This is a genomic window from Paenibacillus sp. FSL R10-2734 (assembly GCF_037963865.1).
In the GTDB taxonomy this organism is placed as follows: Bacteria; Bacillota; Bacilli; order Paenibacillales; family Paenibacillaceae; genus Paenibacillus_AQ.
This window is the reverse complement of record NZ_CP150170.1, coordinates 3,896,638-3,918,963: the sequence shown is the minus strand read 5'-3', so window position 1 is coordinate 3,918,963 and position 22,326 is coordinate 3,896,638. Positions and strand designations below refer to the sequence as shown.

The window sequence follows — 22,326 nt, the reverse complement described above, 5'->3', positions numbered from 1 at the left end:
GGCGACTTACTATCAACTAAGTTCATGTTACAATCCAGAATTTAATAATCTTTTTTTGTTTAATTAGGAAAATTAGACGGGTCAAAACCCAGAGGGAATACTTCCTCAAAGTGTTCTTGCTTATCGTATAAGTTATACCATGTCTCTGCAATAACATCTGGATCACCCTCTGTTCCAGCTTGTATCATTGTCCCTATGGAAAGATGGCCGACGAAAACACCTTTATCTTTCAATTCATTGTGTAAGGAAGTAGCATAATTACGAATACCAGACATAACGATTCCGCCATTTCCTACAAACGGTAAGGGGAACATAGCAGAAATACCTGTTGTAAAAAGAAAGGCTCCCGACCCTCTATTGATCATATCCGGTAATACTTCATTAACCGAAAGAACGGCAGGCAGCAAGTAACTGTTTATTTGCTCTAACACACTTTGAGGTGTAGTCTCCAGCACATGAGTGAATTTATCCCACCCTGCGTATGGACTGAATTCTAATACATCGATTGAACCAAGCTCTTTTATTATAGCTTGAAAGGTTTGTTTTAAAGCTGCTAAATCTGTCACATCCGCTACAAATGATCGTGCTTCAATGCTTAGTTTCTCAAGCTCGCTTATAATAATGGATAATTTCTCAGGATTGCGCGAAATGACAGCTACCCTAAATCCATTGTCACCGAATTTTTTGGCTAGTGATAAACCTAATCCAAGACCTGCCCCAACGATTACAACATTTTTCATTTTTTTATTAACTCCTTAGCTGTGATATATTAAAGTAACAGCTGTTGCTTTAAATGCAAATATACAGCTAATAATTTAATGTATCAATCAACAATCATCCTGCTAATGTTGCTATAGCAACAAGAATGATAAATTGTTGGGTAGGAGTGAAGGAATGGCGACTAAAGTTAATAATATACGGGTCACACAAACCAAGCAGTCTTTAATTGACTCCTTTATACGGTTAGTTTCCTTGAAGGATTTTGAGAAAATAACAATCGTGGATATAACAGAGGGAGCTAAAGTTAATCGTGCCACATTCTACGCACACTTTAATGATAAATACGAGTTATTGGATTACATTATGGGTGATTCCGCATCCGCTGCTATTGCAAAACATACTAAAGGTGCGATGAAATTCGATCAGGAAGGGATAACACAACTCGTATTAGCGGTGTTCGATTTCTATCAGCAACCTGATATACAATGTCGCAGGAGTTATATTGGGATGGTTGTACCTCAATTGAAGGAGAAGATTATAAACGAGTTGAAGGTTTACCTGTCGAAAGCTTTAGAAAATATCTATGGAGATAATGAGAAGAATTTTTATGTACCTATCATTGCACAGGTAATCCATGAAGGTGTTTATCAATGGATAACAGAGAATATTAGCATGAATCAAGAAGAAGTCGCTGAGAGAATCTCATTATTAGTAGTAAGCGGGCTACAATCATCTGAACGAGCGTTACCCAGTGACCTTACAGGGACAGGGATTAATACCCTCAAATGATTTAAAATCAGGAGATCCCCACATCTATCTACTCCGTTCACTTATGCGGCCGAGTTCGTCATTCCACGAATGAACTCGGCCGCCTGTGACACGGAATATTTATATATCCCTAACCCTTCGCATTCCCCAGAAGATTTAATTGCCAGGTCACACCAAAACGATCCGCTACCCAGCCAAATTTAGAACTAAATGGATAGTTTCCAAGAGGCATGAGGACCTTTCCATCTTGCGCTAATGATTCGTAGACCCGATCAATTTCAGATTCACTCTCACAATTTATATATAAGGATATAGCTGGAGTAAAGGTGAACTCATGGTTCACATAGCTATCTATACACATAAATACTTGTCCATGTAATGAAAAGGAAGCCTGCATAACACTCCCTTCAGGTCCTGCTTCGTTCGCTCCATAGCGCTTAATGCTAATAATTTCAGAATCATCAAATACAGAAGTATAGAAATTCATAGCTTCTTCTGCCTTCCCTTCGAACATTAGAAAAGTCATAATCTTTTGATTCGTTTCCTCCATAATAGTCCAGCTCCCTTTTTTTGTGATTTAATATAGATCATCTCTTATCATTAACGCTTTCATATACTTTCAAACGAGCATACACGGTTTCGAGAACCGGATACGCACCTTGACCTGGTAAAGCCAAAGCCAGAAGAGCACCATGCAAATGGTCTGCTTCTAAGGGTAGTTGCTTATGCATATCCCGATGCATGGATGAAGTAAACTCGGGTAGCACAGAACCCATCTTTTGCAACGTGGATGCTGACATTTCCGGTCCCACAGGCATTCCAGCTTTTTCAGCCAGGCTCACTATCTCTTGCAGAAGTTGCTCATAGATAGCGCGTGCCTCAGGTGAAGCTAAAATAGGCCCAACAGAGCTATCCATTAAGGTTGTAATCCCACTTAGACTAGCTACAAATATATATTTCTGCCACACTTCGCGCTGAATGTCAGAACTTAATGTCACTGTAAAACCTGCATTATCCAAATGACTCAGAAGCAACTGTGTTCGTTCTGACTCACCACCTACCCATTCCCCAAACACAATACTATGGAACGAACTACTTTGAATGATACCGCCTGCAGAATCTAGTGTTGTTTCAATATAACAAAGACCTCCCAGAACATGCTCTGGACCAAACCGATTCTGTAAAATACTAAAATGATCATATCCATTGAGGAGCGGGAGAATCAATGTGTGTTCACCGACATAGGGTTCAATGTCATTCATCACCTGAAACAAATGATAAGCCTTGACCGCGATAATAATGCAATCAAAGGGCTTCGCTCCTTCCCCATATGTAATTGTTCTAACAGAAGTCTGAAAATCCCCATGAACACTTTTTACCATCAGACCGTCCGCTTCTAACTGAACCTTTTTAGCAGTACGAACTAGAAAAGTGACATCTTCTCCTTTTTGAACTAACCGACCTCCGAAATATCCACCTATAGCTCCTGCACCCACGATAAGAAAACGCATTATATTCTCCCCTTTTTTCCCTTAATTTGAACAAATAAAAAGACCTCTTAGCTCATCTGCTAAACAGGTCCGAAAGGCAAAAAAAGAGTCAAGTATCGACCGTTCTTTTGTCTCGGTCCTTACGGATCAGAGCAAAATCCAACGAGTTCACCTCCATGGCTACAAGTAAATAACTATTCATAAATCTAAAACTATTAGAGCACCATTCGATAATTAATCGATACAGCCTCCTGGAAAGTATAGCAAAAGATAGCATCCCTGTACAAGCATAAACGTCTTTGGCGCCCCTATAGGACGGTAAGTTAGAAAACTCTTCTTAAAGACTAGTATTTTTGATCCACAGCTTGGAGATATCCAGAAATCCGAATGAGCTCGTGTGAAGTCCAAACAAGCTTTGATTTAGCTGCGCTTTTTTATTCATATGACAGCCATATAACACCCAATAGTGGTCCCTAAGTACGTCTTCTGCCTGATCCAGCAACTTTATTCTTTCTTCCTTAGGCGATTGCGTGAAATCGGTGAGTTCATCTGAGAATAACAAGATCTGATCGTCTCTCAGTAGAGAAAATAGATAATTATATTTATTATTAAAGTAGTTAATCATACCCCACTGCCAATCATCTTCAAGAACCTCTTCAGCAAGCAGAATTTCTGCGGTGTTCTTTACGTCTTCTGAGCTAAATTCATTGAATAAATAGAGTTTAATTTGCAGTCCAACTGAAGCAGCCCGTTCTTGAAACCACAAAGCTTCTTCTCGCTCTTCTTTTTTATCTTTAGTAGCAAAAGTTAAGGTTTCTCCCTGATAGCCACTCGCCAATAACAGGCTTCTTGCGTGATCCAAGGTAGGCTCTACGAAATCCCTCTTACTGCTCTCCCAAGGTAAAAAGCTATCCGCAGGAGTAATACGGTTCCCTCCTAACTCCTTAATTAAAGCCGCTCGACTGTAAAGGATACGAATCGCCTGCCGAAATTGTAGATTTTGATGAACGCCTTCCTTATGGAAATTAAACAGGATATATCGACATCCTAAGGCAGGGTAGTCAATACTGTGGTTACAGATGATATTAGGTAATAGCTCTCCTTGAACGGGATTGGGTAGTTCGTACAATCGTTCATTTGAAGCTTGTTCTGGCAAATACCAAATCTCCACACGATCTAGCAGCGGGCGAATTCCGTAATAATAATCAAACGCCGTTAGGACTAACACATCATCATTTAGATCTATTAAACGGTAAGGTCCTGTTCCACTAACTTCATTAGCGAGATCTACATCATAAGGAAGAATCGACATATGAATACAACTGAACATGTGAAGAAAAAAGAGATTCGGACGTGATAGCTCGAACCGGATCCGGTGGTCTCCTTCGAGTTCCACTCGCTCAATATCCTTATATAGGCTTAATGCCGGACTATTCAAGTCTATAAGTCGTTGAAATGTCTCTTTTACATCTCTCGAGGTCATAATCCTACCGTGATGGAACCGCACACCCTTTCTTAGATAAAAAATATAACTTGTATGATCTTCATTCGCTTCCCACATATGAGCCAGTCCGGGGAGAAAGTTATCCGAAGCTGCATCATAAGTAACTAATGTATTATAAATTTGTCCAAGCAAGTAGGATTCAAACGCGGTGTAAACATAAGCTGGATCTAACTCTTCCATGTGCCGGTTACGAGTAATTCGCAAGACATCCAGACCTGATGTCGTCTCCGATTCGCTACGGAAGCCCATTTGCTTGTTTAACACCATTAATAACCGTTCTTTTAAGGGATCACTAACCTGACCACGACTTAATAACTCAATGGCTTCCTTAATCTTTCCCTTGCTTATGAGTTCTTGAAAGCTATCCTCCAGCACCTCTTCAATCGTTCGTAGAAAAGTTAGCTGCGAAACATGCCCACGCCCTCTTCCCGGCTGCCAATGAATAAATCCCTGCTCTTCAAGCTTTCGAAGAATAAACTTTACGTTACGCGGAGTGCAGCACAGAATCGAAGCCAGTAATTCTATCGTCACAGGATTAGCTTCACCTATACCTGTAGGAGATGGGATGCCTATTGCTAAGCATAAAAAATGATTACTATTATGATCCATATTTGTTCACTCCTTTAAAGGTGAAACGTTGTAAGTGTTTCTTACACTTTTACTTCCCCCTTTTATCATTATAATTATACATATATCAGCAGTGAATATGCAGTACAAATATTAAACAATCAGATTAGGAGACCTATTTAATTATGAATCAGCATCTAAGGCATATTCACCCTCTAGCATGGACTATCATCGTGGGTACGATGTTCGGACGTTTGGTTACTTCTATGAGCATCCCGTTTTTGTCCATTTATTTAACCCAAGTCCTTGGAGCTACCCCCACCCAAACAGGAATTACGGTAGCAGTCAGTTCATTGGCAGGAGTGATGGCCAGCTTCTACGGAGGATATATCTCGGATATTGTAGGCCGCAAAATCGTGATGTTAATCTCCGTATTTGGCTGGGCGGCAGTTTTTTTCGGATTCTCAGTTGCTCAACATCTGTGGGTATTCTTCCTGGTCAACACTCTGAACGGATTATGCAGATCCGTATTTGAGCCCACTTCACGGGCACTTTTGTCCGACATTACACCAGCTGAAAGTAAGCTGCTTGTATTTAATCTTAGATACGCCGCCATCAACCTTGGTGTTGTCTTTGGTCCGATTATAGGCGTGCAGCTCGGTTCTGCCGAATCTACGTTTCCCTTTATGATCGCTGGAATTGTATATGTTGTATACGGGCTTGTATTATTCATACAATTTAAATTGCATCATTCAACCATGCAGAGTCATACTCAAGTTGAACCACCACGTTTACTTGAAGCCTTGGCCACAACTGGTAGAGACCGTGTATTCTTGCCAGTTCTGCTCGGTACGATCTTTTGTGTGCTAGGATACGGACATTTTGGCTCAACTATGGCGCAATACTTAGCAATGAACACCCATTTTACAAATGGTGGGCAACTATTCTCCTATATGTTGTCACTCAATGCCATCACAGTGTTAGTGGTGCAATATCCAATTGTACGCACTGCAAGCAAATTCTCACCAATCATTCCTTTAATTCTAGGAAATATCTGCGTTGCACTCAGTCTTTTGTTAGTAGGATTTGCAGGAGGAGTAGCCCTTCTAATGTTCAGTGTCATTCTGTTCACTATAGGTGAAGTGCTTCTATTTACGATGATGGATATGTTAATCGATCGGATCGCGAAGCCAGAAATGAAAGGTACGTACTTTGGAACGATTGGCTTTAACAATCTGGGGAGTGTAATCGCACCTATCTTCGGCGGGGTGTTGCTGGATCATTATGGGGCTCAGAACGGTCTTACTATCTTCCTGCCACTCGCTTTAACGACGGCTATAGGTCTTCCTTTTCTAATCGTTGCGCACAAGAGGCTTGTGGCTAGAGAGAAGTTATCTCTTGGCGTTGAGACTAGCGCATAAAAGGTTAATTTATTAAATTCAAGATTTATTTTGGGGGCGACACGATATTAGTTAACATATTAATTATTATGTAAACCAAATGAACGAATTACCCTTTTTCAACATAAGAACAAGACCGTTTTCATTGCTGAACATGCAATTGAGACGGTCTTTTTTTCATAATCGATTGTACTAATAATAAATTTTCTGTAGCCGATGCACCTGCTCTTTCACATATTGTCTCAGCTCCAAAGGTTCCACAATCTCGGTTCGACCTAGCATCCCCCAAACATTCGTACATGCACTTTCATAGCTATACATATTTACAGTAAGGAATATTTGATCTCCTTCCTCAATCCTACTCATGATCTCCACCCCTTGTAGGGTAGACTCTCTCCTCTTATCCGTTCTAATCACAACAGAGTAAAACTCTTCCTCTTTACAAACTTGCTTAAATCCTCTCTCCTGCTGCTTCCAGTGCCTTTCTAATGAAAATTCCTGAGGGATAGCATACGCCTCATCCATAAGCTGAGTAGAAGCAATTCGTTCACATTTGAACGTGCGTAATTGTTCGACTTCTTCACAGTAGGCTATAAGATACCACTCTTCTTTTTTCACAACTAGACCATAAGGCTGTAATTTCCTGCTTGAGATGACTCTGTTAATCTTGTGGTACTCAATCTTCAGTTTTTGTGATCTCCAAACGGCAGTCCGAATCGACTCCAGACAGGGGATTTCTATACGTTCTGACCACCAAGGCGTATCATCGAAATAAAAACGTCTTTGTGCCTTCTGGATATCCGTCTGATAGGAAGAGGGTAATGTTTTTTCTAATTTCAGCAGGGTTGTCTTTAGCTTTAATCCGGAATGAGTATGACCGCCCGCATGAATCCCCATTCCAGTTAAATATAGATTGATTACATCTTCACCATGAAGCTGATTTAGGTTAACAGTATAACCCTCCATTAAAGAGATGCCACCATTCGGTCCCGGCGTGGATAACAGTGGTATTCCAGCTTCAGCTAGTACATCAATGTCTCTATAGATAGAACGTACAGAGGTCTCCAAGGCTTGAGCTAGGTCATTGGCCTTCATTTTCCCTCTCGATTCCACTAATAATAAAATAGCAATCAAACGGTGCAAACGCATGGGGAGCCTCCAAGAAATTCATTTTTTATAGTATACATCATAATTCTTGCCAAGCTGTTGTCAACAATAGAAGGTTATGATTTGTTCATTACATAAAAGGAGCTGATACACATGAACGTAGGCGTATTGGGAACTGGGTTTGGGGCATATCATGCACAGTTATGGATGAAAATGGAGCGTGTAGACAAAGTGATTATCTTTGGTAGAAATGAAGCTAAGCTTCAGAAGCTAAAGTTGGACCTAGACGTTGAGATTACTACAAATATTGAGGATATTATGCTTGATTCCACCATCGATGTGATTGATATCTGTTTGCCCTCTAATTTACATAGGCAATATGCTGTTGATGCGCTTAAGAATGGAAAGCATGTATTTTGTGAGACACCGATTTGCTACAGCTTAGAAGATGCCCTTGCGATGAAGGAAGCCGAACAACAATATGATTCACGAATCCTCGTAAACCAGTTTATTAAATTCGATCCTGCGTACAAATATCTTTACGAAACGACTCAAAATGAGAAATACGGAAAGCTTTTATCCCTCACCTTAAAAAGAGAAACACCGCCCTTGTGGGGAGACCTCGGTCTGCACGCCATCGCTACAAACCTGATGCTTCACGAATTGGATTTTGTGACCTGGATGCTGGGGTCTACGGAGGCGCACTCAGTTTGGGGAACAGATGGTGGTAAAAGTGATCAAGCCTTAGTACGTGCGATGTTCCAACAACCTAATGTATCCGTAGAGATCGTTGTTTCTTCACAAATGCCGGCCTCTTATCCTTTTTCGGTAGGTTATGAGGCTTATTTTGAACAAGGCAAGCTCGTCTATCAAGAAAGTGACAACATGAATGGATCTGTGGAAAGCTCATTAATTGAATATACCGCTTCAGGTAATCAAGATCTTTTATTAGATGCAGCTAATCCCTATGAAAAAAGTTTGGAGCATGCACTTCAATGCCTAAAAGATGGTACGTCGTCAATAATTGAGCTAGATCATGCCTTACAAGCAATAGAACTAGCCATTAAGATTGGAAAAAAGCTTGTATAAATGAATGAGCTGGTGTTATAACCTTTTTCATGGTTTATGGTTGTAGGGTGTATGTGAGTTGTAGAATTGAAATGAAGTGCCTAAGGTGAGGAATAGATTTTGTTTAATCTATTGTGAAATTTTCATATGATGAAATTATATAATAAATATATGAATTAGGCCCTTTATGATAGGCTATCCTTAGCTCTTATTCATAATAAGCTGTTATTTCACTTGAATACTGGAGGGGTTTCATGCTTGGAATTAAGGTAGCGAAATCAGAGGACAATCTTGTCATACGGTGGCAATTCTCAAAAGTGGTGATCCCCTTGGCAGATATTGTAGCGCTGGAATTTGATCCTACTTATGCTGGTAGCGATAAAACTGCGATTCGGATAGGGATGCCTTACGGAGCAGCAAATCGATTGCTCATCCGCACAAAAAGTACTAATTACATTTTATTTACGACAAATGCGGATGTTATTAGAGATAAAATCAATTCTTTTATTAGTAACCACTGATTTCATGAATGAATGCTTTCAAGTGTCTGAGGAATAGTTAACATAATAATCATTATGTTAACTATTCCTCAGAAGTCGATAATCAACACACTTTCACCGCTACTTCATCGCAAGTGCAAACCGCTCAATCGTCTCTTTCGATAATCCATTTACACTCCTATTCTTCCCTTTTACCATTCGAAGAACGAATCGATCTAATAAAGTTAGCTTCTCTTCATAAATCTCATCTCCGAACACTTCTGTTGTAATTGAATGGTTATACAGCTTTTCTGGAAATGAAGCTTTCAATTCCTGTGTGGCTTGCTCACCCTTCGCTCCTGCACAAATAAACAATCCTACGCGCTTTTTACCTAGTTCATTTTGAAATTTTGAAGCAAACGCAGTCATTTGTTTTTGTATTTTCCCATAATAAACAGACCCACCTAAAATGATAGTGTCATATCGATCTAGTGTCGGCTCTTTGGCAAGCATCAAATTAACTACTTCAGTCCCTTCACCCAATTGATTCTTCAATAAATAAGCAGCTTTCTCCGTACATCCATATTTTGAAGTATAAATAATAATAGTCTTCATTATAATCGCTCCCTTCCGCTCTCAGATCTTGCTATTGCAACCATTGAATCCAAATAACAAGAAATCAGTGCCTCAACCTGTTCTTCAGGCAGATCCTTTTCCACAATCACTCGGATAATTAATCCAAATGCAGCACTCCATATCACTTGAGCAGTAAGCTCTATCGAAAGATCATCACGGAGTTCATTCGATTCAAACCTAGCTAGACATTCGCAGAGCATACTAATCGCTTTACGTTCCTGAGCAGCACCCTTAAAAAGAACAGCAGTGTGACTAAGGACAGCCGGTGTATCATTCAGCATTACATTACGGTATTCTACTTCTGTGGAGAGCATCGCCCTGATCCATTGCTCAAGCGATTGTTTCAAAAGAATCTCTGGTGCCACTTCATGCTCTACATTGCGTTGTACGGACTGAAGTCCGGCAACCATATCTGTGTATTTTTGTTGTAAATATTTCTCTACAATTTCATCTTTACCATGGAAGTAATGATAAATAATTCCCGGAGAATACTCGATTCGATCTGCAATTTTCCGGATAGAAAGCTTCTCAATTCCCTCCTCTGTAATCAACAAAGCCGCGGCTTGTAAGATCATATTCTTCATTTCCTCATGCTCACGGATCTGCCGTTGTTCTTTAGTCATCTAGATGTCTCCTCATGTTTTGAACGCTGTTTAATCATTGAACACTGTTTAATATATATAAATTTTACCGTCACCTTCTATATAGTAAGTCACATAACAATCACCCAACCCTTAATGTCATATCCAGACATAAAAAATCCGCCAGTCGTTAGACTGACGGAACCTTTATTCATGATGTTAAAGGATTACAGACAAAGAGTTTTAGTGATGATAACCAACAGGATAAACAGAACCAAAATCGCTCCTGTGGAAGTAAAACCTCCTGCAAACTCGCCCATGATAACTCCTCCTTTGTAATTGAGTACATCATAAGATATGCTAAATCCCCATCTCTGCTTGGGTATAATGAACAAAAATAACCCAACCATCCCGTCACGGATGTTAGGTTATCAGGTTGATGGTTTACATAATATTAGTTATGTTAACACAATATGTACTTATCTTAAATGTCGTAAGCTAACCATTAATTTAAATATGACTACAATATCAGATTACAACTTGGAGTAACTTGCAAACGTCCCTCAACTATTAACCCTATTATTATTTAATGTGTTGAAGTATTGACTTGGATTGCCTTGTTGCGGATTAAAGCGCTCTTGGAATTCTCCATTGGTGTACTCCCCGATTACTCTATGCCAGAAATTTCGTGCAGGCGTATTAGCGCGTACCTGCGAAACCTTCCAGTCGCCTGGGTACATATCAAACAATTTATGCGCAGCCCAAGTCCCTACACCGCTTCGGCGGTATTTTTGCATCACAAAAAACTCAGTCATGTAAAATTGCCCCTCGGGATTACGAAACAATCGTTCTACTAAAGCAAAACCAGCGATATGCCCGTCCACCTTGAACAAATACACAAATTTATTGTTGCCACTACTCCAAAAAGATTCTAGTCCCGGATAGGACGGAAATACTCCATCTTGGTCTACATCAATCTCCAGATAACGGGTGAAATCATATAAATAGAACTGCATTAGTTTGCTTATTGTCTGTTTCCGCTCTCTGGGAACCAGCTCCATTCCAAGATCCATTAGGTGCACCTCTGCCATTTATGTTTACTTCACATCATATAACTTAGTTAGTTCAGGAGCAAGTTCGCCCCATGTAATTAGCTATGTTCAAAGCCCAAAGAAGACAAAACATGATAAGATAGAAGGAAGAAATTATATGTAAACTATGAAAAAGGTGAATCACATGAGCGTTCAAAAGAACGATGACCGAAAAAAACTAGACCTAAAGCTACCTCTCATGCCTTGGTTCGTTCAGCAGTTTATTGACTATAAGCGACCTGATCTTTCCCCCTCCACCCTGCTGGAGTATATTCGGGATTATGAATCTTTTTTTGGCTGGCTGCGTGCTGAAGGTCTCTCTCAGGCCAGTTCCAACACAGAGATAACGCTGCTTGAATTGGAAACTCTGCATATGGATAGTATTGTTGGATACCGTCTGCATCTTACTACCCGAGCAGAGGGAACTAATACACGTGTAACCGTGTCCCGTAAACTGTCCGCCTTGCGTTCCTTATTTCATTATTTAAGTCAAATCGCTGAGGATGAGAATTTCTATCCATTGCTTAAACGAAATATTATGGCCAAGGTTGAAGTTAAACGAACACATAAGCCTAAGGATACCGCTGCTAAATTGAAGGGCAAGATTTTGGAAGATGAAGAGCTTCTGGAATTCGTGGGTTATATTTATGAAGGATATGGACGAGATGTTGAAGGAAATAAGCAAGCCTACTATTCCTTTCAATTGAATCGTGAGCGCGATGCCTGTATTGCTAGTCTAATTCTGAATTCTGGCCTGCGTGTATCCGAGGTAGTCAATCTGAACGTGGATGATTTGGACGTTAACAACAAGCTAATCTATGTTACCCGAAAAGGGAACAATGATGAAACGTTCAAGACTCCAGTTTATTTTCGAGAACAAGCTAAGGATGACCTAGCTCTATATTTAACCCTACGTCAATCTCGTTATAAGACGCCAAAGAGGGAGAAAGCATTGTTTATCGCTTTGCCCAACGGACGTCAAGAAGGTAAGCGCATGACCAAAAGAGCCATTCAAGAAATGATTATTAAATATGCCAAACGCTTTGGCAAGCCTTATCTAACGGTACATAAGCTTCGTCACTCTTTTGCAACAGACTATTATCTACAAAATGATATTTATAAAACAAAAGAACAGCTCGGGCACGCATCTACAGAAACAACCGAAATCTATGCTCATCTCACTGACAAGACGATGTCCGAGGCAATCGAACGCCGTTTGGATAGTTGATTTTTCACTAAAGCCGGCTCTACCCTTCCAATTTTATGGAATAGGTGTGGCCGGCTCTCTTTTTACATGGTTTAGAAAAACTGATCGGATTAGCATAAACTAGAATTATCGGCTTTTCTATTGTGAATTTTTCATATGTTGAAATGTTGAGAACAATGCCGTTGGCGCATCAGATAATTAGCTATTTCCATCGTATTATTAATGTCGAAAAGTTCATTTCGCCTTAATCCTATCCGCGTATTTCTCCAGGTAGCTTGATTATAGTCACTTTAGCTCCCGCAGATAAACCTTGTTCCTCTGGTGGAACAACAATCAGACAATCGCTATCCTTAATTGTGACCGTCACGGAAGATTCGTCGATAGCTGCTGGATAGGCATAAAGACTACCGTCACGGATCTCTAATCGCGCTCGAACAAATCGAGTAAAGTTATTCACTCTGTTATAATCTGCACCAAGTGTGGCGCTCCATTCTGGCAAGAAAGGCTGTGTAGCACTCTGCATTAAGCTGATAACCGGACGTGCGAACAATTGAAACCCAACGAAACAAGCACCTGGATTACCTGATAAGGCTAATAAAAGCTTACCACCTCTAACAGCAGCAGTAGTAACGCTCCCCGGACGCATCGTCACTTTATTAAACAACATATCTCCACTCTGTTCACGTACCAAATCGCCCATGATATCATAATCTCCTACCGATACACCACCCGTTGTGATTACAAAATCATAAGTTTCCAGCGCCATCTGCACTTTACTTCGAGCCAGCTCCAGATCGTCCACAATAGATCCTAGCATCACTGGCTCCCCTCCTGCCTCTTTTACTAAAGCCTCAAGCATGGGTGAGTTACTGTTTCGAATTTTGCCAGGCTGTAGGGGTTCATGCACCTCTAGCAGCTCTGTTCCTGTCGCAAAGATAGCTACCTTAGGCCGACGATAGACTTTCACTGTATGTATCCCAAATGCTGCTAAAACAGCTATATCCCCCGCTGAGATTAATCGTCCCGCTGGCAGCACTTGCTCACCAGGGCTTAACTCCAGCCCCATCGGTGTGATATTAGACTTAGCTTCCTGCTTCTTTCGAATACCAACGTAAGTCTTCCCATCCTCCACACGTGTCTCCGTTACTTCCAGCATTACTACAGCATCTGACCCTGTCGGAACTTGTGCCCCAGTCATTATCCTTGCTGCAGTTCCCGAAGTTATTTCTACAGATTGCACAGCACCACATGGAATATTGTCCACCATTTCTAACCATACGACTTGTCCATCTACACAGAGATTCGTATCCGCTGCGATAATCGCATACCCATCCATGCTTGAACGGTTAAACGCGGGAAAAGGATGCGGAGCAATCACTTCCTCTGCTAAATAGCGACCACAGCACTCATTCAATATGACCTCCTGTGGCTCTAGTGGATTAGCAAATTTGATGATTTTAGCCTGTGCCTCTTTTACTTGAAGCGCTCTGCGCTGAAATTTTTGATCCTTCATACAATACCTCCGCTCTAAATCTTCCGTTTTTGCATTACAATAGGTACTATTTTAACATGAGCCACCCTGAAGTAAAATGAATAACGGAAATGGCTAGCGCTCTTTAATAGAAGGAGCTTGGAGTTTCCAATTTAGTTCGCAGATAGTATGTATGATATGATAGAGTTAATTACTCAAACTTCGCAGCTTGAATTATACAAGTAAGCCTAAAGGTACTGAGCAAGCATCAGAAGATGCTTGGAACCTAAACCGTGAAACGCATAGTTGAAAACGCTTTCTCCTTGAAAATCCTTGCATACCACCATTTCAATTGATCAGGTTTTTCTGATATGACCCATTTTTCACTGCGAAGTTTGTGTCACTAAAATATTTTGCTGTGTGAAAGGATGATAACCATGTCAGGACAGAATCTAAACCGACCTAATATTCTATTTATTATGTCAGATGACCACGCTTCTCATGCGATCAGCGCTTATGGCAGCAAAGTGAATTCAACTCCGAACCTTGATCGAATCGCCAACGAAGGCGTGCGTTTCGATCATTGCTTCTGTACGAATTCAATCTGTGCGCCAAGTCGTGCTACTATCCTTACTGGTGTATATAACCATATCAACGGCGTAAAGACGCTCGGTGATGACCTCGACGGTAGACAAGTGACATTCCCAAAGCTGTTGCAGGCAGATGGGTATCAAACAGCGATTATCGGAAAATGGCACCTAGGTCACGGCGGCAACTATGATCCTACTGGGTTCGACTACTGGAATGTACTTCCTGACCAAGGCGATTATAATAATCCGGAAATGATTGAGATGGGAAATAAGAAACGTTATGAGGGTTACGTTACTGATATCATAACTGACATGTCCGTGGACTGGATCAAAGCTCGTGATCCTGAACGTCCATTCATGCTGATGTCCCACCATAAAGCTCCACACCGTCATTGGGAGCCAGATAAGAAGCACATGCATCTATATGAAGATATCGATATCCCTGAGCCGGAGACGTTCAATGACGATTATGCCACTCGCTCACAAGCAGCAGTACAAGCTAAGATGCGTATCGATGATCTGAATGATCAAGACACGAAGGGCACACCGCCAGAAGGATTAACACCAGAAGAAGTGCGAAGCTGGAAGTATCAACGTTATATGAAGGACTACCTGCGATGTATCGCATCTATCGATGACAACGTGGGTAGAATGCTCGACTATTTGGACGAAGCAGGTCTGGCGGAAGATACAATCGTCATCTATACCTCTGATCAAGGTTTCTTCCTCGGTGATCACGGCTGGTTTGATAAGCGCTTCATGTACGAGGAATCACTGCGCATGCCGTTTCTAGTACGCTATCCGCGTGAGATCAAGCCAGGCAGCGTGAACTCGGACATCGTGCTCAATACCGACTTTGCGCCAACGTTTTTAGAATACGCTTACTTACCGATCCACGAACGTATGCAAGGCAAGAGTATTCGCCCGCTGCTACGTGGTGTGACGCCTGATGATTGGCGGACATCGATGTATTACCGTTACTGGATGCATCTTGACGGCTGTCATGAAGTTTACTCCCATTATGGTATTCGCACACATGATTACAAGCTAATTTACTATTATGCACAAGCGCTCGGTACAACGGATTCAAGAGATGAGAATCGTCCGCCTGAGTGGGAACTGTTTGACCTGAAACAGGATCCATATGAACTGAACAATGTTTATGACTCACCAAAATACGCTGATCGCGTAGCTGTTTTGACAACTGAATTGGAGCAATTGATCGCAGACGCTAAAGATGAAGCGATACACTAATCTTGTAACTCATCGGAGGTAATTACGGCATGATACAGATACATGATCAGAAGATTACGATTAACGGACAAGATACGATATTATTTGGTGGAGAGCTCCACTACTTCCGCGTACCAAAAAAGGACTGGAAAGCACGTATACGCTCTATTAAGGAAGCTGGCGGCAACTTGGTTAGCACCTACATTCCATGGATGTTTCACGAGCAGGAAGAAGGTGATATTGACCTAAACGGCCGTACCTTCCCTGAGAAGGATATTCAGCATTTCCTAGATCTGATCAAAGAAGAAGGTATGTATTGCCTCGTTCGTCCAGGTCCATATGTTATGGCAGAGATAATCGACCATGGCGTTCCGCACTGGTTTATTGATCGTTACCCAGAAGGCTGCGCGCATAAACAGGATGGCAGGCTGCATGATACTCGTATCGCAAGCTATATGAGCCCGATTTTTTTGGAAAAGGTCGACATCTGGTATCGGACTATATGCGAGCTGCTGTCTCCTTATCAAGTGCAGAACGGCGGACCGATTGTACTGTTCCAGTTGGATAACGAGATTGGGATGTTAAACTGGGTTACAAATCAGATTGACTTCAATGACGCTACTCTGGATGCCTTCATCCCATATTTCTGCGCATATTACTCGGATGAAGATTTGAAGGACACGTATGGAATTACAAAGGATGAAGCAGCAGCTTTCGTTCGCGAAGAACTTTTGCATCCCACAAAACAATATGGAATGCAAATGCAACAAGTAAGCGGTCATTTCCACCGTCATTTCTATCGCATGTATGTTGCTCAGTTGAAAGAGCTTGCGAACAGCTACGGTATTGATCTTCCATTTGTGATCAATGTGCATGGCTTCCACACCGAAGATCTTGTAAAGCGCGGTACGATGTATCCGATCGGGCTGTCACAGCTTATGGATACAGGCGAAGTAGAAGGCACGATGTTTGCCGGCGACTACTATCTTGGCAATATTGAATACGATAACTATATTGATATCATCTTGGCGAATGCCTTTACACGTGCGGTTCAGCCTGTGAATCAGCCGTTGTTCTCTGCCGAGTTCCAAGGTGGCTGTATCTTTGACCGCCCTCGCCTGCAACCGAAAACATTCGACCTGACGACTCGACTCTGTGTCGCAGCAGGAATGGATGCTATCAACTATTACATGTTTGTAGGAGGCGAGAACTATCAAGGTATCGGTATCTTCGGCCGGCGTCATGATTGGCAAACCCCAGTAGCGTTGGACGGCACGTTGCGACCGCACTACGCTACAATTCAGCATATCGGCAAGATGCTGCAGTTGTATGGCTCCAAGCTGGCCAATGCCAAGCCGCAGTACGATACTACACTTGGCTTCTACCCGGACTATTACATGACAGAGTACCATAACGAGTTCACAGAAGCACTTGTTAAACGCTTGAAGCAATCCAGAGAGATCAATCTGAACAGCGGCTTCATCAAATTCCTCGTTCATCATAACGTAGTCGTTGATGCCTACAATATGTTGAAGAAGGAAGATATCGATGTTGAGCGCACGCCTACATTATGGATGTTTGCAACGGAATGGATGGCTTCTGACGTTCAGAGTAAGCTTGAAAGCTATGTGAAACGTGGCGGCAAGTTGGTCATTTTTCCAGAGCTCCCTAGCAAGGGAATTGACGATAAGCTTTGTACGATTCTACGAGACGCACTGGACATTCGCGTGAAAAATACGTATAAGAACGACCTTGTACGTATGGCTGAGATGGATTCCATCTTTGCTAATGAGGTGCAAACCTATGATGAGCAGGATGGTGCATTTGCATGGTACGAAGGCACCGATGAAACTGTCGCGTTCGAGAAAAAGCTTGGCGAAGGCCGAGTGTATGTATTCGGCATGACCTTATCAGGTGACTTCGAATATCAGAAAGATGTGATCGGTCTCGTGATGAAGCAGGTTGGCTTCACCTCAGATATTCAGCTTGATACCGAACTAGATGCATCGGTGCGAATGGCGGAAGACGGAGGTATGTTTGTGTTCCTGCATAACTTCGACGGATATTCAAAGCATACGAAAGTACGTTTCCGTGGCCAGCTACTATTTAACGGTGCAACATTAGAAGTTAGTCCGAACTCTGGACTTATGTTGCCAATCAATATTGCGTTGTCAGATGAGCTAACCATCTGCTCTTCTTCAGCTGAGCTTACTGGACTAGATGCTAACGATACTGAACTCATTCTTTCGATTGCGCCAACGAAAGGGCCTAGCGTGTTAGAAGTTCAGATGCGAACTATCATACCTCAGCCTCAAAAAAGCGTAAATATCTTAGCATTAGGCAATGGCCGCTTCAAAATTACATTGGATGAGACAAATGCAGCCATAAATCTACGATTTGCATAATCATGTAGCACCTCAGCTTTGTAGAAATACCAAGCTGAGGTGCTTTTTGCTACAAATGTATTAGTTCATTCCTGATTTCCCGAACGAGAAATCGTTCTCCAACCTTCCATTTACGTAAAAAAAAGATGCGATCCCAAGATCACATCTCCCTCTGTTTCATTCCTAGGATGCTCTGATTACCTTCACATCACCTGGAATTACTTTCTCCCCTTCATAAAGCATGAACCGTCCATGTTGCCATTCAACACGCAGAAGTCTAGAATCATCTGACTGATATTGCCACACATGCTGTTCTCCGCCATTCATAAAAGGGGTTTGGCCTGCGACAGCAACATATCCTTCATATTCTTCTTCCAGAAAAAATGTATAGCCGTCCAGTTCAAGCGTTGTTGGAACTTCAGCAGGATTATCTAAACGCCCATCGATGGGTTTATATAATCCATATTGGAGCTGTTCCCGCTCCTCAATATGCAAATAGGCAATTTGACTACCATCTCTTAATGTCAGTACAACTGCGTTTCGTCCACGATTATGGGTCCTGCCGGTTACCTCATAGGTTACAAGCGATACTTCACAGATGTCTCCAGGAGACAAATTCAGCATACTTTTCTGAACTTCCTGAGGCACAGGTTTGGAGAAAAGATTACCTATACGTTTAAATATACTCAAATTAATCGTTCCCCCTACATAAATGCAGAAATAATTAAAGCTCCCGTAATTTGCAGTGAGCCTGATAATAAGCCGTACCCGATTTTGCCAAGCTGTGTACCATGATCCAGATCCAGATTCCCCCATTTAGCCAAGAGAAGACGGACCGTTCTTTCCAAGATAAGCAAAAGAAAAAAGGATACGATCGAGATCAGCAAAGCATCTGGCAAACTGTTTGAAGCAGCTATCGATGACGATAAAATAAATGCCTGTGCCAATAGCTTCATTACAAAACGTGTCGTAACTGCCATATTTCCAGCTTTTAACTCTTCTAAATCATTGTATCGAGTGAAAAGTGAATCTACGAACATCAGCACAAACAGTAACACCGCGCCGCTCACTGTCCACACGACCATGGACACCAGGATATGGAAATCCATTCTATAGCCCCCGCTTATTCATTTTGCATGCCTATCATAAGCATAGATAAAGCGAAGAGGAAACGATATTCCTGTCTCCCCTTCGCTTGTGAACATCAGCCGTGAAACGGCTAAGATCAAATGTTATTGCTTCTCATATTGTTTCATCAGAGCAGCCAATTCATCTTCCACTGCTTGATCTTTGTTCAGCTTCTCGAACTCATCATCAAGTGATTTGTTGCCCGAGCTCATCTCGTTGCTGGCTTCCGCTTGCGCTTCTGCTTGCAGCATTTTTTCTTCCATACGTTTCAGGCCAGCAGATGCGGAATCAGAGCTGAAGCCGCTCATCGCTTTGTTAATTTCAGTTTGAGCTTTGGCAGCGTTATAACGTGCAACCAAGGTTTCGCGTTTGCTCTTCATTTGAGTGAGTTGCTTGCGCATCTCATCAAGTTTGCCACGAAGATTATCCGCAGATGCTTTATTCTGGTCAAAGCTAGCTTTGTATTCTACAAGTTTAGCTTCAGCAGCCTTTTTCTCTTCTAGAGCACGGCGAGCAAGGTCAACATTACCAGCTTGAGCTGCAGCATGTGCTTGTTGTGTACGTTTGTTAACAAGCGCTTCCTGCTCTTCATAAAGCTGCTTGAATTTTTTCTCAATAGCGATTTGAGCCGCTACCGCTTTTTCTGCATCTTCCAAATCTTCGGTCATATCACGAATGTACTGATCCGTCATCTTAATCGGGTCTTCTGCTTTGTCAATAATCGCATTCACGTTAGACATTGTTAAATCGCGCAATCTTTTAAATATAGACATGGTTTCATTCCTCCAAAAGATAATTTAAAAACTCACTTGATATCTTTTACGTAGAATTGCCAATACCGTTTCACATTTGTTGCGCTAAATATTGATTTACTTTATTATTCACGATCTCTACGACCTCCATAATGCCTTCTTTCGTGAGATCGTCGTAATGAATCCCCATAACAACTGTGACCGTCCTGTTCAGCGCCTCAGCTACCCTGAGTGCTATAGACTCGCTTATCGTATGTTCTTTATGGTGAGGAACAGCAGAAGTCAGCACCTCCACCTGGTCTCCATTTAGATACGCAGTACTTGCCGCTCCTATGTGTCGAACGCCTCCGCTAATTAAGAGCAGAAGATCGCGGCCAACAGCGGTTGCCGTCAACTCAATATCATCAGGGTTAATCTGGTTAGAAGCCAATAGTATCTCCTCACTACTCCACTTTATATAATGCCACGTATTTCATCCAAGGATTGAATATTCTCTTGAACCATGAATTGCTCAAGCTCTTCAACAAGCTGACTGCCTGCTCTTAAATTCATGAAATTGTAAGTTCCCACTTGAATTACCGAAGCACCTGCCATAATAAATTCAATAATATCAGTGGCTGAGGTGATGCCACCCATTCCGATCACTGGAATAGATATGTTCTGGGCAACTTGATGCACCATACGCAGCGCGACTGGCTTAATCGCAGGTCCGGACAGTCCGGCATACAAGTTATTAAACACACTACTTCTGCGGCGTACATCAATCTTCATCCCGGAAATGGTGTTAATGAGCGAGACGGCATCTGCTCCCTCTTCCTCACACATTTGCGCCATTTCAACGATATTCTCAGCACCCGGAGAAAGCTTTACTGCAAGTGGCAGCTTGGTGGCACGTCTAACCGCCTGTACTACTTTTTGAGCTTCAGAGGTTTTAATCCCAAATGCGATACCACCTTCTTTTACATTAGGACAGGAAATATTCAATTCAATCATATCTACAGCTGTCTTCCCTAAGCTTGAACGAAGATCTGCATCACGCTGAATCATCTCTGCTCCAAGTACGTAATCTTCAAGAGTGCCTCCTCCAAGATTCACCAATCGAGCGGTATCGAGCGTCTCCCAATATGGGCATTCTTTTTCCAAAAACGCGGCTACACCTGGATTCTCCAATCCAACACTATTCAGCATGCCAGAGGCTGTCTCGTATACACGAGTGCCAGGATTACCCGCTTTTGGATGAAGGGTGAGACCTTTACCTGAGATTCCACCTAGCAAAGACACATCATACAGCTTTCCGTATTCACGACCAAAGCCAAATGTTCCAGATGCCATTATAATCGGATTCTTAAAATGAACGCCTGCAATAGTTGTACTCATCTTAGTCATGGAAAATCACCTCCTCAGAACGAAACACTGGTCCATCTGCACAGGCCTTTCGCTGACCATCACGACAGGAAACACTGCAGACAAGACAGGCACCAATGCCACAAGCCATGCGGTTCTCGAGAGAGAGGTAAACCTTTGTTTTGCTGCCTGCCTCTTCAGCGGCTATGCCTTTAAGCTGTGCAGCTTTAAGCATAGGGTGTGGGCCGCAAACAAAAACATGATCATATTGACTAAAATCCACACGATCCAAAATAAATCCGCCGACATCTACTGTAAGCTCCGCTGCCAATGGGCGAAACGCTTCTGTCCGGTAAGCTTCTCGGCTAAAGCCTAAATAGATATCACACCCAGGAAGCTGTTTCGCACAATAATAGAGCGGAGCAATTCCGATTCCACCACCAATAAGTGCAACCTTCCCTTCGACCTGCGGAAATCCAGTGCCAAAAGGGCCCTCAAGCTCTACCGAATCACCGGAAGTCAGCCGTGAAAATATCTCAGTGCCTTCTCCAACTACATGATATAGAAATTCGACACTATCTTCGTTTACTTCATGTATACTAAGCGGTCTGGAAAGGATGGGATACGCTCCCCATGCCCGTAACATGTAGAATTGACCCATTTTACCGCCACTATTCGTTTCAACCTTAAGGTGGTACACTCCGTCTGTTAGCCGCTCGTTACTTAAAACCATCCCCACGTTATCAAGCTCCTTCAAATTTTATCTTTATTAAGATTGCCTTAGAAGGAGTATAAAATCTGTGACA

The 22,326-nt window shown here is 42.0% G+C and carries 23 protein-coding genes; 7 read left to right on the top strand and 16 right to left on the bottom strand.

Annotated elements, in window-relative coordinates:
* Nucleotides 1–59: 59 nt before the first annotated feature.
* Nucleotides 60–740, bottom strand: coding sequence for an SDR family NAD(P)-dependent oxidoreductase (locus NSS67_RS17130; protein ID WP_339314572.1), 681 nt, complete (start codon nucleotides 738–740; stop codon nucleotides 60–62).
* Between the two features lie 154 nt (nucleotides 741–894).
* Here NSS67_RS17130 and NSS67_RS17125 point away from each other — a divergent pair, with 154 nt between their 5' ends.
* Nucleotides 895–1,509 carry a TetR/AcrR family transcriptional regulator gene (locus NSS67_RS17125; RefSeq protein ID WP_339314570.1) on the top strand — a complete coding sequence of 205 codons (615 nt, stop codon included), beginning with the start codon at nucleotides 895–897 and terminating at the stop codon, nucleotides 1,507–1,509.
* Between the two features lie 109 nt (nucleotides 1,510–1,618).
* Here NSS67_RS17125 and NSS67_RS17120 read toward each other — a convergent pair whose 3' ends face one another.
* The 3 genes from NSS67_RS17120 to NSS67_RS17110 form a co-directional block, all read right to left on the bottom strand.
* Entirely contained in the window at nucleotides 1,619–2,038 is a 420-nt protein-coding gene (locus NSS67_RS17120; RefSeq protein ID WP_339314568.1) for a VOC family protein, read from the bottom strand.
* A gap of 37 nt (nucleotides 2,039–2,075) precedes the next feature.
* Nucleotides 2,076–2,999, bottom strand: coding sequence for a ketopantoate reductase family protein (locus tag NSS67_RS17115; RefSeq protein ID WP_339314566.1), 924 nt, complete (start codon nucleotides 2,997–2,999; stop codon nucleotides 2,076–2,078).
* 316 nt (nucleotides 3,000–3,315) lie between these two features.
* A complete protein-coding gene (locus NSS67_RS17110; RefSeq protein ID WP_339314564.1) occupies nucleotides 3,316–5,091 on the bottom strand; it encodes an ABC transporter substrate-binding protein in 1,776 nt (591 codons plus the stop codon).
* A 143-nt stretch (nucleotides 5,092–5,234) separates the two neighbouring features.
* Here NSS67_RS17110 and NSS67_RS17105 point away from each other — a divergent pair, with 143 nt between their 5' ends.
* The gene (locus NSS67_RS17105) at nucleotides 5,235–6,470 is read left to right on the top strand and encodes an MFS transporter (protein WP_339314562.1); all 1,236 of its coding nucleotides are present in this window, start codon (nucleotides 5,235–5,237) and stop codon (nucleotides 6,468–6,470) included.
* Nucleotides 6,471–6,641: 171 nt separating this feature from the next.
* Here NSS67_RS17105 and NSS67_RS17100 read toward each other — a convergent pair whose 3' ends face one another.
* Nucleotides 6,642–7,598 (bottom strand): WYL domain-containing protein, encoded by a 957-nt coding sequence (locus NSS67_RS17100; RefSeq protein ID WP_339314560.1) that lies wholly within the window; start codon nucleotides 7,596–7,598, stop codon nucleotides 6,642–6,644.
* Nucleotides 7,599–7,709: 111 nt separating this feature from the next.
* Here NSS67_RS17100 and NSS67_RS17095 point away from each other — a divergent pair, with 111 nt between their 5' ends.
* Complete coding sequence (locus NSS67_RS17095) at nucleotides 7,710–8,645, top strand: Gfo/Idh/MocA family oxidoreductase (protein ID WP_339314559.1); 936 nt, start codon at nucleotides 7,710–7,712, stop codon at nucleotides 8,643–8,645.
* 233 nt (nucleotides 8,646–8,878) lie between these two features.
* On the top strand, nucleotides 8,879–9,145 hold the full coding sequence (locus NSS67_RS17090) for a hypothetical protein (RefSeq protein ID WP_339314557.1): 267 nt from the start codon (nucleotides 8,879–8,881) through the stop codon (nucleotides 9,143–9,145).
* Between the two features lie 99 nt (nucleotides 9,146–9,244).
* Here NSS67_RS17090 and NSS67_RS17085 read toward each other — a convergent pair whose 3' ends face one another.
* The 4 genes from NSS67_RS17085 to NSS67_RS17070 form a co-directional block, all read right to left on the bottom strand.
* Nucleotides 9,245–9,718, bottom strand: coding sequence for a flavodoxin domain-containing protein (locus tag NSS67_RS17085; protein ID WP_339314555.1), 474 nt, complete (start codon nucleotides 9,716–9,718; stop codon nucleotides 9,245–9,247).
* A complete protein-coding gene (locus NSS67_RS17080) occupies nucleotides 9,718–10,362 on the bottom strand; it encodes a TetR/AcrR family transcriptional regulator (RefSeq protein ID WP_339314553.1) in 645 nt (214 codons plus the stop codon). Before NSS67_RS17080 ends, NSS67_RS17085 begins: the two co-directional genes overlap by 1 nt.
* A 185-nt stretch (nucleotides 10,363–10,547) precedes the next feature.
* Entirely contained in the window at nucleotides 10,548–10,640 is a 93-nt protein-coding gene (locus NSS67_RS17075) for a sporulation protein YjcZ (protein WP_339314551.1), read from the bottom strand.
* A 243-nt stretch (nucleotides 10,641–10,883) separates the two neighbouring features.
* Nucleotides 10,884–11,393, bottom strand: a complete 510-nt coding sequence (locus NSS67_RS17070) for a GNAT family N-acetyltransferase (protein ID WP_339314549.1) — start codon at nucleotides 11,391–11,393, stop codon at nucleotides 10,884–10,886.
* A gap of 163 nt (nucleotides 11,394–11,556) precedes the next feature.
* On the opposite strand from NSS67_RS17070, the gene xerS reads away from it, so the two are divergent.
* Nucleotides 11,557–12,639, top strand: coding sequence for a tyrosine recombinase XerS (gene xerS, locus NSS67_RS17065; RefSeq protein WP_339314548.1), 1,083 nt, complete (start codon nucleotides 11,557–11,559; stop codon nucleotides 12,637–12,639).
* A gap of 229 nt (nucleotides 12,640–12,868) precedes the next feature.
* Here the strand turns inward: xerS and glp are convergent, their stop codons facing one another.
* Nucleotides 12,869–14,131 (bottom strand): gephyrin-like molybdotransferase Glp, encoded by a 1,263-nt coding sequence (gene glp / locus NSS67_RS17060; protein ID WP_339314546.1) that lies wholly within the window; start codon nucleotides 14,129–14,131, stop codon nucleotides 12,869–12,871.
* A gap of 395 nt (nucleotides 14,132–14,526) precedes the next feature.
* Here glp and NSS67_RS17055 point away from each other — a divergent pair, with 395 nt between their 5' ends.
* Together NSS67_RS17055 and NSS67_RS17050 are read left to right on the top strand one after the other, a co-directional pair.
* The gene (locus NSS67_RS17055; RefSeq protein ID WP_339314544.1) at nucleotides 14,527–15,933 is read left to right on the top strand and encodes a sulfatase; all 1,407 of its coding nucleotides are present in this window, start codon (nucleotides 14,527–14,529) and stop codon (nucleotides 15,931–15,933) included.
* Between the two features lie 29 nt (nucleotides 15,934–15,962).
* On the top strand, nucleotides 15,963–18,317 hold the full coding sequence (locus tag NSS67_RS17050; RefSeq protein WP_339314542.1) for a beta-galactosidase: 2,355 nt from the start codon (nucleotides 15,963–15,965) through the stop codon (nucleotides 18,315–18,317).
* A 162-nt stretch (nucleotides 18,318–18,479) separates the two neighbouring features.
* Here NSS67_RS17050 and NSS67_RS17045 read toward each other — a convergent pair whose 3' ends face one another.
* The 6 genes from NSS67_RS17045 to NSS67_RS17020 all read right to left on the bottom strand — a co-directional run bounded on the left by NSS67_RS17045 (nucleotide 18,480) and on the right by NSS67_RS17020 (nucleotide 22,259).
* Nucleotides 18,480–18,986 (bottom strand): DUF4178 domain-containing protein, encoded by a 507-nt coding sequence (locus tag NSS67_RS17045; protein WP_339314540.1) that lies wholly within the window; start codon nucleotides 18,984–18,986, stop codon nucleotides 18,480–18,482.
* Nucleotides 18,987–19,000: 14 nt separating this feature from the next.
* On the bottom strand, nucleotides 19,001–19,405 hold the full coding sequence (locus NSS67_RS17040; RefSeq protein WP_094869154.1) for a DUF350 domain-containing protein: 405 nt from the start codon (nucleotides 19,403–19,405) through the stop codon (nucleotides 19,001–19,003).
* 123 nt (nucleotides 19,406–19,528) lie between these two features.
* On the bottom strand, nucleotides 19,529–20,197 hold the full coding sequence (locus NSS67_RS17035) for a PspA/IM30 family protein (protein WP_339314538.1): 669 nt from the start codon (nucleotides 20,195–20,197) through the stop codon (nucleotides 19,529–19,531).
* Nucleotides 20,198–20,267: 70 nt separating this feature from the next.
* Nucleotides 20,268–20,606: a hypothetical protein gene (locus NSS67_RS17030; protein WP_339314536.1), complete on the bottom strand. Its 339-nt coding sequence runs from the start codon at nucleotides 20,604–20,606 to the stop codon at nucleotides 20,268–20,270.
* 23 nt (nucleotides 20,607–20,629) lie between these two features.
* Nucleotides 20,630–21,562, bottom strand: coding sequence for a dihydroorotate dehydrogenase (locus NSS67_RS17025; RefSeq protein ID WP_339314534.1), 933 nt, complete (start codon nucleotides 21,560–21,562; stop codon nucleotides 20,630–20,632).
* Nucleotides 21,555–22,259, bottom strand: coding sequence for a dihydroorotate dehydrogenase electron transfer subunit (locus NSS67_RS17020; RefSeq protein ID WP_339314532.1), 705 nt, complete (start codon nucleotides 22,257–22,259; stop codon nucleotides 21,555–21,557). Before NSS67_RS17020 ends, NSS67_RS17025 begins: the two co-directional genes overlap by 8 nt.
* Nucleotides 22,260–22,326: the final 67 nt, after the last annotated feature.